Source organism: Butyrivibrio sp. AC2005, assembly GCF_000424145.1.
In the GTDB taxonomy this organism is placed as follows: Bacteria; Bacillota; Clostridia; order Lachnospirales; family Lachnospiraceae; genus Butyrivibrio.
Genome location: NZ_AUJI01000013.1, coordinates 1 through 12,614 on the forward strand (window position 1 = coordinate 1; position 12,614 = coordinate 12,614).

The 12,614-nt window shown below is 34.3% G+C and carries 11 protein-coding genes; 9 read left to right on the forward strand and 2 right to left on the reverse strand.

Annotation, left to right across the window (positions count from 1 at the left end; genetic code table 11):
* Positions 1-1,005 (reverse strand): hypothetical protein (locus G602_RS25120; RefSeq protein ID WP_044931023.1); only part of this gene is annotated, 1,005 nt, incomplete at its 3' end.
* A 284-nt stretch (positions 1,006-1,289) separates the two neighbouring features.
* Between G602_RS25120 and G602_RS0104225 the strand changes: the two genes are divergently transcribed.
* The 5 genes from G602_RS0104225 (at position 1,290) to G602_RS0104245 (ending at position 7,083) form a co-directional block, all read left to right on the forward strand.
* Complete coding sequence (locus G602_RS0104225; protein ID WP_026657835.1) at positions 1,290-2,000, forward strand: Wzz/FepE/Etk N-terminal domain-containing protein; 711 nt, start codon at positions 1,290-1,292, stop codon at positions 1,998-2,000.
* 10 nt (positions 2,001-2,010) lie between these two features.
* The gene (locus G602_RS0104230; protein WP_026657836.1) at positions 2,011-2,727 is read left to right on the forward strand and encodes a CpsD/CapB family tyrosine-protein kinase; all 717 of its coding nucleotides are present in this window, start codon (positions 2,011-2,013) and stop codon (positions 2,725-2,727) included.
* On the forward strand, positions 2,724-3,866 hold the full coding sequence (locus G602_RS0104235; protein WP_026657837.1) for a hypothetical protein: 1,143 nt from the start codon (positions 2,724-2,726) through the stop codon (positions 3,864-3,866). Before G602_RS0104230 ends, G602_RS0104235 begins: the two co-directional genes overlap by 4 nt.
* A 63-nt stretch (positions 3,867-3,929) precedes the next feature.
* On the forward strand, positions 3,930-6,026 hold the full coding sequence (locus G602_RS28555; protein ID WP_049945042.1) for a glycosyltransferase: 2,097 nt from the start codon (positions 3,930-3,932) through the stop codon (positions 6,024-6,026).
* A gap of 4 nt (positions 6,027-6,030) precedes the next feature.
* On the forward strand, positions 6,031-7,083 hold the full coding sequence (locus G602_RS0104245; RefSeq protein ID WP_081675829.1) for a glycosyltransferase family 2 protein: 1,053 nt from the start codon (positions 6,031-6,033) through the stop codon (positions 7,081-7,083).
* Positions 7,084-7,107: 24 nt separating this feature from the next.
* Here G602_RS0104245 and G602_RS0104250 read toward each other — a convergent pair whose 3' ends face one another.
* Positions 7,108-8,034, reverse strand: a complete 927-nt coding sequence (locus G602_RS0104250; RefSeq protein WP_081675830.1) for a glycosyltransferase family 2 protein — start codon at positions 8,032-8,034, stop codon at positions 7,108-7,110.
* A gap of 53 nt (positions 8,035-8,087) precedes the next feature.
* On the opposite strand from G602_RS0104250, the gene G602_RS25130 reads away from it, so the two are divergent.
* The 4 genes from G602_RS25130 to G602_RS0104270 all read left to right on the forward strand — a co-directional run bounded on the left by G602_RS25130 (position 8,088) and on the right by G602_RS0104270 (position 12,560).
* A complete protein-coding gene (locus G602_RS25130; RefSeq protein ID WP_049945043.1) occupies positions 8,088-9,041 on the forward strand; it encodes a glycosyltransferase family 2 protein in 954 nt (317 codons plus the stop codon).
* Between the two features lie 47 nt (positions 9,042-9,088).
* Positions 9,089-9,805, forward strand: a complete 717-nt coding sequence (locus G602_RS0104260) for a WbqC family protein (protein WP_026657841.1) — start codon at positions 9,089-9,091, stop codon at positions 9,803-9,805.
* On the forward strand, positions 9,795-10,895 hold the full coding sequence (locus tag G602_RS0104265; RefSeq protein ID WP_026657842.1) for a glycosyltransferase family 2 protein: 1,101 nt from the start codon (positions 9,795-9,797) through the stop codon (positions 10,893-10,895). Before G602_RS0104260 ends, G602_RS0104265 begins: the two co-directional genes overlap by 11 nt.
* 225 nt (positions 10,896-11,120) lie before the next feature.
* A complete protein-coding gene (locus G602_RS0104270; RefSeq protein ID WP_026657843.1) occupies positions 11,121-12,560 on the forward strand; it encodes an IS110 family transposase in 1,440 nt (479 codons plus the stop codon).
* Positions 12,561-12,614 lie beyond the last annotated feature (54 nt).

The following is a 12,614-nucleotide window of genomic DNA, read 5'->3' on the forward strand; positions in this document are numbered from 1 at the left end:
GCCAGGAGAAGTTTGATTTTCATTTTCCGATAAATTTGAATCACTAGAAGGGGTATTCTCAAGTAAATAATTACTAGAGGCATCATTGCTTTCTTCTAAAGATTCACCATTATAAAGTTTATTTAGTAGAGATGTATTGCAGTTTATATACTCTGAGTTGGGCACAGTCTGTCCCCATACGGTTTTAGGCTTTTGAGATGAAGCTAAACCTCTGGAAGTATATAACTGAGATATAGTATTAATTCCGGTAGAGTCTTTTGTGTCAATTCCACCTACAGCGGTCAGGTTATCAACAGCTTCTTGATCAACCCAGAACGTATATGCACTTGCATAGTATATATAATCATCCTTCTCTAAAGGTACTGATCTTCCCCAGAAATGCAAAGCGCTACTATTCATTTCTTCAGCTGTTAATTCGATTTTTGCATAATTTGCTGTATAGGATATATTACATTTTTTTGGAGTAGAGTCTGACCATGGAAGAGAATACAGGTATATTCCGCGAGGATAAGGATTATCGTCTATTATAATCCATGAATTTTGAGATTTAGAGAATGCAAATAATTTAATGTTGCTTAGGTAGACTGTAAACTTCGCAGGAAGAGGCCTATCACTGGTCGGGTATATTGAACCTATAGATAAAAGCTTTTCAGAAAGAGGGGATAATGTATTCCCGATAATATGAGCATTATCAATACCACCGTTTTTCATTAACTGACTCTGTGATTCTGAAGGCAAATTCATTGAACAATAAACAGGGTCATTTAATAATGAAACAGGAATATAACCATCTTGAACATCACTTGTTAATTTCTTATATGAATTCCAATGGATTATGTCATCGTTAGAATACATATCAGCTGTTGATTGCAAAATAGAAGAGCGATCAAGATCTATAGTTATATCTTTAACATAATAGGAATGAACACTTAAGATGTTTAAAGATAAAAAAGCAACGGTGAAAAAAGGAACAAATAAGAATCTAGTAAAAAAATTATGAAACATATTATTATATCCCCCCTTAGAATGAGTAATTAATAATAAACAATAATAAAAACATCACCTATTTTCAATAATACTTTGAAAAGATATTTCATTCAAAGGTAATCATATAAAATAATTCGAAAATAATTCTTAACAACAAAATTCACAAAAAATGATAGATAAAATAAATATTCTCTATAAAAATATCAATATACATTTTGGAAGATTGAATGCTATAATCGTATATATTTTGCGAAAATATGAGAATGGTATTCGACTGAATACATATTTAGAAAGGGTTCAAAATGTATAAGAACGAATTTGAGATTGATGTTTTTAGATGCTTAAAAGCACTTTTGAAAAATGCAAAGTTTATAGCTCTAATTACAATGCTGTTTTTTATTATCGGGGTTGGATTGACTTTAAATAAAGGTAGCGATAAGTATGGCGCGAAAGCAACTGTATATGCATCAGCAGGGACTTCTTATTCTGATGCTACTAATGCTGTTACTGCCATGAATGCATATATGGATGTAGCAAAGTCATATAAAGTATGTCAAAGAGCAGCCCTCATCCTAGGAAGAAGCGATGTTGAAGCTTCTGATATTCAGAATAATATTTATGTATCGTCATCTGTGGGGTCAGGTGTAACAGCAACTGCGTTGGCAAAGGCTAATTCTGCAACAATAATATCGTTTAATGCAACAGCTTCAGATTCTGATCTTGCAATGGCTATGGCAGATGCTATGGCTCAGGCATATACAATAGAGATGGCAAATATACTTCATACAGATTCAGTTAAAGTATTGGATAATGCATACACGTCTTATAAAGCATATAGTGCTATAAAATCTGCTTGGAAAGATAGAATAAAAATAATGCTTATTGGCTTCGGATTAGCGTGCATTGTTGTTCTGGTTTTAGAAATACTTAATAATAAAGTTAGAACTGTTAGAGAGGCAACTATCAGAAATGAGCTTCCTGTTATAGGGTTAATTCCTGATTATAAGGATTAAGAGGTGTAAATTGAGAAAATTAGAGATTTATAAAAATGATGATTTTGTTTTAAATGATGCATTTGACCAGGTTGTAATGAATCTTCATATTCTTAAGAAACAAAATGAATATAAAAGCTTTGTTATATGTGGATGTGAATCAGGCGATGGGGCTACAACTGTGTCTATAAATCTGGCTGCAGCACTTGCTAGTTCCGGATGGAAAACAGTACTAATAGATGGAGATATGAGAAAAAAGAATCGTTATAAAAGGCTAAATGAAAATGCCACTGTAGGTCTTTCTGATTATCTCATGGATAGAGCACCTATCGGTAGAATTAAATATGATACGACTACTGAGAATCTTACATATATTCCTTGTGGTGAACTAATTGATAATCCCGTACGTCTTTTATGCTCAGGAAAGATGGATGAAGTAAGGGAGGAACTTGCAGGTAGTTTTGATTTCATTATTTATGATATGCCGGCAGTTAATGCAGCTATGGATGCAGAAGTTATTGCTGTTAGTGCAGATGCGACTATATTAGTATCTGCTATTGGCGAGACCAGTAAAAACGGAGTAGTTAAAGCGGCAAATGCATTAACTGATGCTAAGGCTAATCTTATTGGGACAATAATAAATAAGATAGATATGAAACAATATTCTACATATCATGAAAATTATGATTATTTTCAAAAAGAGAAATATACTAAACGTTCGAAAGAGAATAAGGGAATAAAATCATGAAAAAATATTTTTTAGGGATGACAAAAGTTGCAATAAGTATTTGCTTGATGATGCTATTATTTATCTGTGATAATATTCCGGTATTTGCGACTGGTGCAGGAATTCAGTTGGGGACAGACATAGAAGAGGAAGTGATTCCTCAGGGAGAAGGTCAAACCACATATGGAACTGAAAGTGAGCAAGTTCAGGGACCGAATACTGTGGATGAAGCTGCCGGAGAACAAGTACAGGAAACGGTTACTGCGGATGGAACAGAGAGTGGGCAATCACAGGAGATAGCTAATACTGATAATTCTGTTGAAGCTGCATCTGAGACATCGTTAGCTGTTGAGTCAAAGGTTGCATTTATAGAAGTCCAAAACTATTCCGTAGAAGGCGGACTCTTGGAAGCTGGAAGCGATCTTACGGTAAATATCATTCTTCATAATATTAGCTCTACTGTAAAGGCAGAGAGTCTTGTGATTACTATGTCAAGCTCTTCTGGAATGATATATCCCAGATATGGTAGTGATAATCAGATTTTTGCAGGGACGATTCTTCCGGATGAAAGTAAAGTGATTTCTATTCCAATTACCGTAAGCTCAGAGTTTAAAGGCGATGCTGCAGACTTCATTTGCCAGTTTGATTACTTGAGCGAAAATAGCACAATGAGCAATTCTTCTACAATGATCATTACTACTTCTACAGGCAGAAGTCTGATAGTTAAAGGGATTGATGTAGGCGGTAATGCAATATTAAATGGTAAATCCTTGCTTAGTGTGAATTATGTTAATACAAGTAATTTGAACATAACAGATGCCAAGCTGATTATTGAAGGCAATGTTTCGGATGATAGTAAGATTATAGATCTTGATACTGTTTATGCCGGAAAGAGTTATTCTAAAGACTGTAAAGTGACATTTGTTTCAGGTGGTAATCAGGAAATAAATGTTAAGTTATCATATACAGACATAAGTGGAGAAAAGGTAGAAACAGATTTAGGTACTTATAGCGTTATAGTTAGCGAGGAAGAAATAACATCTGATAAATCAAATGCTTCAAATAAGGTGCTCTTCTGGGGGGGAAGAATGCTAGCAGCTATCGCATTTGTTGCAGCTATAGCTTTGGGATTTAATTATTTTAAGAAAAATAATATATAACATTATTATGGCTGCTTTTTATTTTTACTATAAAGATTTAAAGCAGCTTTTTTGGGGAGTATTATGAAAAGAGTTGCTATAATAACACCTTTTGTTTTGCCGGTTCCGGCAACAAAAGGTGGTGCAGTTGAGGGATTAATTACCAAGCTTATAGAGGATAATGAGAAATTCCAAAAAATACATATAGATTTATTTACACTTTATGATAAAAGACTAAATGAACATCAATATTTAAATACAAGTTTGTTGACTTTAACAGGTAATTCTACACTTAAGAAAATTGACAGATCTTTAGATGCTTTTTATAGAAGAGCAAAAAAATATAGTGCTAAAAGGCTATTGGATTATCAGATAGTAAGTGAGTTTTCAGAAATGGAACGAGTTTTAAGCGCGCCTTATGATGCTATTGTAGTTGAAAACCATATGTCGACAGCATTACGAATAGTTAAAACTATTCATGACAAATGTGATACACCCGTATATTTTCATATGCATAATGATGTTGATGTTTATAGAAGCCCTGAATATATCAGAGAATTGGTGAAATATGGGGTTCAGTTTATTGCTGTAAGTAATTATATTAAATCAAGAATCCTGTCATTTGATAAAAATGCTTTAGTCCATGTTTTATATAATGGTGTAAGTCTGGCTGATTGCCCTCAAAAAGATATAACTAGGGAGATTCCCCAAAGTTTTCTTTATTCCGGACGAATAATACCGGAAAAGGGGGTAAAAGAATTAGTTCTGGCTTTTGAGAAGCTGGTTGATGCCATTGATCTAAAAGACAGGGATGGATTAAAACTTGATATTATAGGTTTTTCTGACTATAAGACAAAATATGAAAAGCATATTTTAGAGCTGGTTAAACCTTATAAACAATATATATCCTGTAAAAAAAGAATTTCAGCCAGTAAAATTTTGAAGAGGTACTATGATTATGATGTTGTAGTTATGCCAACAAAAAATGAGGAACCATTTGGACTGGTTGCATTGGAAACATTAGCCCGAGGAATTCCATTAGTAACTACAAAATCAGGAGCTTTACCTGAAGTAGTGGATGATTGTGCAATTATTGTAAATAAAAACGATAATCTTGTTGATGAATTGACTAATTCAATGCATGATTTGATTTCATCAACGTATCAGTGTAAAGAATTATCAGATAAAGGGTATGCGCGAGCAAGAGGGGTATCGGAGTTCAATATAGACAATTACTATAGTCGTTTCATAGATATTATAGTTCCAACTGGAATGAATGAAACTATTTCAGTAATCGTTCCGGTATATAACATTGAAAATTATATTGAAATATCTTTAAAATCCTTAATAACGCAGACATATAAGAACCTTGAGATAATACTAGTGGATGATGGTTCTACAGATTCTTCAGGGAGCATATGCGAAAAAGTTGCAAAAGAGGATGACCGTATACGGGTTGTGCATCAGGCTAATCAGGGATTATCAGCTGCTAGAAATACTGGACTGGATATTGCCAAAGGAGAGTATATATTCTTTTGTGATAGTGATGATTATTTACAAAAAGATGCATTGGAAAAGATGCTTAATATTATGAATCGTGACCATGCAGATATAGTGGCATGCGGAATAATGCATGTTGGTGACAACGAAGGAATGTTTACAAGTCCCCAATATGGTATTTGGAGTGGGCATGAAGCAGTAATACAGATGATGAGATCAAATAATATATGCACGGTTGCTTGGAACAAGTTATATAAGCGGGAGTTGTTTAGAAAATTGAGATTTCCAATAGGCGCTCTTCATGAGGATGAAGCAACAATTTATAAGGCTTTATATCATGCAAAATTGGTGTCATTTACTCCTGAGCCATATTACAATTATGTCCAAAGAAATACAGGAATAATGGGCGAATCTGTAAGTAAGCGTATTGTATTTTTTCTTGATGCTATTCAAAAGAGAATACAATACTTCACGGCAAAAGGTGAAGAAGAGCTTGCAGAACATAGTCTTATAACTATGTGCGACGGCATTAAATATGGTTATAGAAACGAAAAGGATTCTGATGCTAGGAAGAAATTGGCAAAAGAATATAGTAATCGAGTGAATATAAAAAATGTTCCAAAAGTAATGGGAGTAAAGAAGTCGATTGCTTTAATATTATGGAAGTATATAAAGTATTAAAAAAATGAATGAGAGCAATTTAATTTCGATAGTGATGCCTACCTATAATGGTTCGCGCTATATTAGAGAATGTATTGAGGCTATTATAAATCAAACATATAAGAATATTGAATTTATTATAGTTGATGATGGTTCAAATGATAAAACAAATGATATATGTAAACAATATGCTGCTAATGATCATAGAATAAAAGTAGTTAAAACTATAAATAGAGGTGTTTCTGCAGCTAGAAACAAGGGAATTAGTGAAGCAAGTGGTGAGTATATAGTTTTTGTTGATGATGATGATTATCCGGAACTGACACTTATAGAGAAATATGTGGAAGCTTATGATTGTTGGAAGAACAAAGATGTATCTTTTGTCCTATGTGGGATGAACTTCAAAAATGCATATAATAAACGTGTTCCGGATAAAGTAATGGTCCTTGAAACCGGAAGAGGATATATATTAGGGGAAAGCTACTTGCTATCAAGGAATTCAGCATCAACTCTCTCCTGGCTTAAGATATTTAATTTTGTGACAAATAAATGCTATAAGCTTAGAGTTATAAAAGATAACAAAATAGAATTTGATGAGAATGTTAGTGTTGGAGAGGATTTAAAGTTTAATATAGACTATTTGGAGCAATGCGAAGGCAACATAGGGATGTTAAATCTCCCACTATATAATTATATAAAAAGAAAAAATGATGGATTGTCAGTTAAATACCATTCTGATGATTTAGAAAATACTAAGGAAATATATAGACGTTTTATTAGATGGGAAGAAAAGCAACAGGGAGTAACGGAAGACAATATTAACGTATTAAAATCCCTTTTTATATATGACTGGACTAATCGATTGACTGCTATTCATGAGATACATAAAGGAGGAACAACATTTTCGTGTGCGAAAAAATATATAAACAGTGAACTCAGAAGCAGAGAGTTCAGAAACATGCTCCATGATGTTAGAAAAGCTGGAAAAATACGCTTAGTTAGATATCTATGTCTTCGAACCAGAAATTATAATATTTATTATTTCTGCAGATGCTTTTATCAGTTTATGAAGGGATGATGATATTTTGTGTTTTGTGTGCAGTTATTTTAAAAAATGGCTGAAAAGCAGAGGGGCATATATATATATGATTCTTCTTTTTGAAACTGATGAAGGCTTAACAGCTTTTATATCTTTTTGAAGCATTTTTATTTGAGGTAAGACAGTTTTGTTGCCTGTTTTATAGGCTTTTAAAAGGCAATACATACTATAACATAATATGGAGTCATAGCAGTCTATAACATATTGTTTGTTTACTAATTTCTGCAATAAAACAAATGAAGGTTCATATTTAAAAACTAAACCTTCGTATAGGTTTAAGCTATTTGTGGCATTGGAATCGCTTTGAACATAGTGATATAGCGGTTTATTGATACATGCGAATTTTAGATTATTGTTGTTTGTATATAACTCAGCTTGGAAAAGAAGATCCTCACAGATGTCAATATTTTTATTGAATTCATAATTCTTTATAATATCTGCTCTGAATAATCTGTTAAACAGAAAACCTCTGATATTTTCATCAGTAAACATGGCTTCTAATAAAACTGAAGATGAATACAAAGAAATTGAAGAACTGAAAAATGATGTAGTAACCCTGTCCTTTTCAGTAAAATAGCCACAGATACAACCATCGATACTTTCGTCAGTTATAGCAGCTAAAAGCTCGCTATACATATCTGGCTCGATGAAGTCATCGGCATCAAGGAAACTTATAAATTCGCTGGAGGCTATCTTGAGACCGCGGTTTCTTGCAGCAGAGACTCCGGAGTGTGGCTGATTTACAAGCTTAATGATTGAATGCATGTCGGCATATTGTGCGGCAATGTGCGAAGAATCGTCGGTTGAACCGTCATTTATTAGAATTATTTCTGAAGGCAAAACAGTCCCGCTCAGAATACTGTCGAGCATACGCGGTAATGTCAGAGCACTATTATAGAATGGAATAATGGTTGATATTGTTTTATTCATATCTTTGATTATAAATATGTAATCTTACTAAAGCAAGGAAGGAGTACACCAATTTGGATGATAATATTTGTAATAGACTAATTTCAGTAATAGTTCCTGTTTACAATGTGGAAAAATATCTGAATGAGTGTATATCCTCAATTGTGAATCAGACATATAAAAGTTTCGAGCTTATTTTAATTGACGATGGATCAACTGACTCAAGCGGTAAAAAATGTGATATGTGGGCCACTAAGGATCCGAGAATAACAGTAATTCATCAGGAAAATGGTGGCCTTTCTGCGGCAAGAAATGCTGGATTAGATGCTATGTCAGGAGAATACGTATGCTTTGTGGATTCTGATGATTCTATTTCATCTGTTTTTCTGGAAAGGCTTGCAAGTGAAATTGAACGATCTGGAGCGGATTTCGTTTTTTGTGATATAGATTCAGACAAACTATGTAACGCAGATATTAAAACAGATGATGTTATAGAAATGAATGCCAGACAATGCAGAAAGTGGCTTACAAATCCTATTTCAAGAGAGTATGTTTTGATGGTAGTTGCATGGGCAAAACTATATAATAAGAGGCTGTTTGATGGTGTCAGGTTTAAACAGGGATGTTATCACGAAGATGAATTTATGATTAATAATTTTATTTACTCTGTGAATAAGGCAGTTTATGTCCCTGAAAGGTACTATTATTATCGGAATAATGAGGGCGGCATTACAGGTAATAATAATGCAGTAAGCACATATCATCTTCATGTAATTGATGCTTATGAAGATAGAATAATAAAAGCGTTAGATAACGATGACGTTACTTTTGCTAATATTACTTTAAAATGGGGACTACTTAAAACGGCACGGCTTTATCATGAAGGGGACAGAACAATGAAGAATGAAGCGATAAAAAAATATAAATATATATTTAATAAATACTATAGACTGTTGACAAAAAAGCAGAGTCATAAATATCATGTTTTCGAAATGTTTCCAGAAATGTTCTGTCGTTTTTTTATATAAAAGATTTATGCCATTAAATAGAATATGTTAAGTGGAGGTTTTGAATAATGGGCAAATCAGTAGGTTTACATCAGACATATTTTTTTCCGTATCTTGGATACTTTACAATTATGAATAATGTTGACATTTTTGTATATGCAGATTCCTTGCAGTATATCAAGCAGGGGTGGGTCAATAGAAACAGGATTATTTCTGAATCAGGTCAGGTACAGTATATAAATGTACCAATAAAGCATGCAAGCCAAAAAACACCTGCAAATGAAGTTGAAATAGACTATGACAAACCATGGGAAGAGGCTATAATAAACAAACTCTGGTACTATAAGAAAAAGGCACCTTACTATAATGAAGTAGTGGGGATTTTGGAACAGTTATTTTCAAAAAAATACGACAGCATAGCAGCGCTGACAATGGAATCTACTAACCTTGTTCAAAAGTGGCTTGGGAGAGAAGCGCCAAAGTATAAACTTTCGGATATTAACCTTGAAGAGCACGATAAAATAATGCGTGATGAATGGGGAATTATAGTGACAAATCACTTTCCGGATGCTGATACCTATAGAAATGCGCCTGGGGGAATTAAGTTCTATGACAGATTAAAATATGGCTTTGCCGGGATGAACATTGAATTTCTTCAGAACAGGCTTAGACCCTACGATCAGAAAAATGATGAATTTATACCAGGCCTTTCTATTATTGATGTAATGATGTTTAACACACCTGAAGAAGTAAACGAGATGATATCAGATTATTATGTGCTGTAAAAGTGAAGAAGGTATGGTTTCTGTTATCATACCTGTTTATAACTGTGAGAATTACATAATTAATTGTCTTGAATCTGTTTGCAGTCAAACCTATAAAGCTCTCCAGATTATTGTTGTTGATGATGGTTCTTCTGATAATTCATACAAACTGATTAAAGATTTTTCAGACGGAAGGCCGGAATTTTTAATACTTCGTAAAGAAAATGGAGGGGTATCATCAGCTAGAAATCTTGCACTAAAACATGTGCGTGGTGAATATGTCTATTTTCTTGATGCTGATGACTATATTGAAAAGGACTCCATTGGTGTTCTTGTAAGTAGCATGAGAGAAACTGGTTCTGATTGGGTATCATGTCAGTATTCAAGATGGGATACTTCAGGGAAAGAGCTTGATAATTATAACTTTTTGATTGGAGAAAGATGCTTTTCATCTAATGATGAGAGATTTTCTTTTGCTATAAATGATTTACTAAATTATTATGTTGGTTTTGAGGTATGGGATAAGCTATATAAAGCTGAGGTAATATCGAATAATAATATTGCTTTTTCAGAAAAATGTAGTATAGGTGAGGATCTTGCATTTAATCTGAAATACCTTATGAATTCAAAAAAATTAGTATGTATAGCTGATAGATGTGTCAGATACACTGTAAGGGATGATTCTGCTATGGGGCAGCACGATAATATTAGCAGTAAGCTTTCAGAGACAATTGTATTGCTGCAAGATGTGTGGGAATATGCATATAAGTCAGAAAATCAGCTGTTTATAGATAAATTTGCGCTTATTTGTATAAGGCTTTTGGATAATTCTTATAGAGGCTATTCTCCCAAAGAGGTATGTGTGGGATATAAGGACATAAATAACACTTCTTTCATTTTGGATAGATATAAAGGAATTGAGAAAAATAAGAAAGCTGTAATAGGGCTTTATCAACCAGATATTGCGAAGATTAAGTTCAGATATCATATGTTGGTTTACCATTATATGATAGGCCTTAAAGGAATGGATCGGATAAAGCTGAAATTATATGATGTTTATAGGAAACTGAGGCATAGAGAGCCATTGCTTGAGTGGAAGATGCCATATTAAAGAAAATGATTTATTTGTTTGGTTGTTGTTAATGAAGAAGCACGCGTATTTGATAATTGCACATAATGAATTTCATATGCTAAAAAAACTCCTTGCGGAATTGGATGATGAAAGCTTCCTGTATGATTTAAACAGGGATTGACCTAAAAAGAATACCTCAAGTAAAGTTGGATTGTTACTGACCTGGCAGTTGGTAATAATCCAAGAATACAAGAGGTATCTAACATGAATGCTAAGACAACAAGAAACAAAAATCAAGTCACCAATAGTTTTTCGGTAATAAACACTCTATCAGCCGAAGAAAGACAGTCAAGAATCGATGAACTTCTTAAGACAATGCAGGCTAAGACCTGGCATGATCTTGAAACAACGGGGAAGTTTGATAAGAATGCCAAGCTTTCTTTTATATCGGAGGACATGCTTATAGTAGGATGCGATATAGGCAGTGAAACTCATTATCTGAGAGCTATAGATATACGAGGCAGAGAACTCAGCAAAAAACCATTTTCATTCACGAATAATGAAGAAGGATTTGAAGCTGCAAAGGCATGGATGGTTGAGCTTGCTGCAGTAAATGGCAAAAAGCAGATAGTATTAGGACTTGAGCCTACAGGTCATTACTGGTTCTGTATAGCGACATGGCTTATAAGCAATGGTATCAGTGTTGTACAGGTAAATCCATATGCAGTCAAGCAGACAAAGGAGGTTGAAGACAACAGCCAGTTAAAGGATGACAGAAAAGATCCCAAAGTAATAGCAAATCTGGTAATGAACGGAAACTATGGTATGCCATATCTTCCAGAGGGCATATACGCAGATCTGCGTAGTCTCTCGCTTCTAAGGAGTCAGCTTACCGAGAACAGGATCCGTTGTGCAAACAGGATGCACAGGCTAATGAAAATACACTTTCCTGAATATAAGGACGCATTTGGAAGAGTGGATGGAAGTTTTGCTTTAGAAGTATTAAAGATTGCACCATTTCCAAAGGACATAGTTGCATTGGGTGAAGATGGCATAAGAGAGATTTGGCACAATGCTAAGCTAAGAGGACGCGGCTATAGCAGGGCAGCTGAACTATTCAGATATGCCAGTACAAGCGTGGGAAGAAATGAAGGCGCAGAATACGACAGAGAAGCTGTCAGATGGTTTGTGGAAGAAATGATCTCTCTAGATGAAAAACTGACCACAATAGAGGCAGCTATAAATGCGAAGTGTATGGAAATACCACACGCTGAAAACATTCTTGAAATATCTGGTCTGGGTCAGAACATAGTTGCAGGGATCATATCTTCAATGGGGGATATTGATAGATTTGACGATGTTAAGGAAATACAGAAACTAAGTGGATTAAACCTTGTTGCATGCAGTTCGGGCAAGCATAATGGCGAAACAAAGATAAGCCACAGAGGACGCAAAGAACTGCGAACCTGGCTGTTCCAAGGAGCTAAATCAGTTGTGGCTCATGCTGAAGAATTCCAGTTGATACATGAGTACTACACTACACGGCCCAAGAATCCGCTAAAGAAGATGCAGTCGCTGATAGTCATAGCGTGTAAGCTTCTGAGGATTATATATGCAATCCTCAAGAAAGGCGTTACTTATGACCCTCAAAAGATGCTTGATGATATCAAGAGATTTGAGAATGCTGAGATAGTAGCTGCATAAGTAAGAATCACATTTCCGGAATCCTGCCGAGCTGTTGAATACAGTTCGATAGCT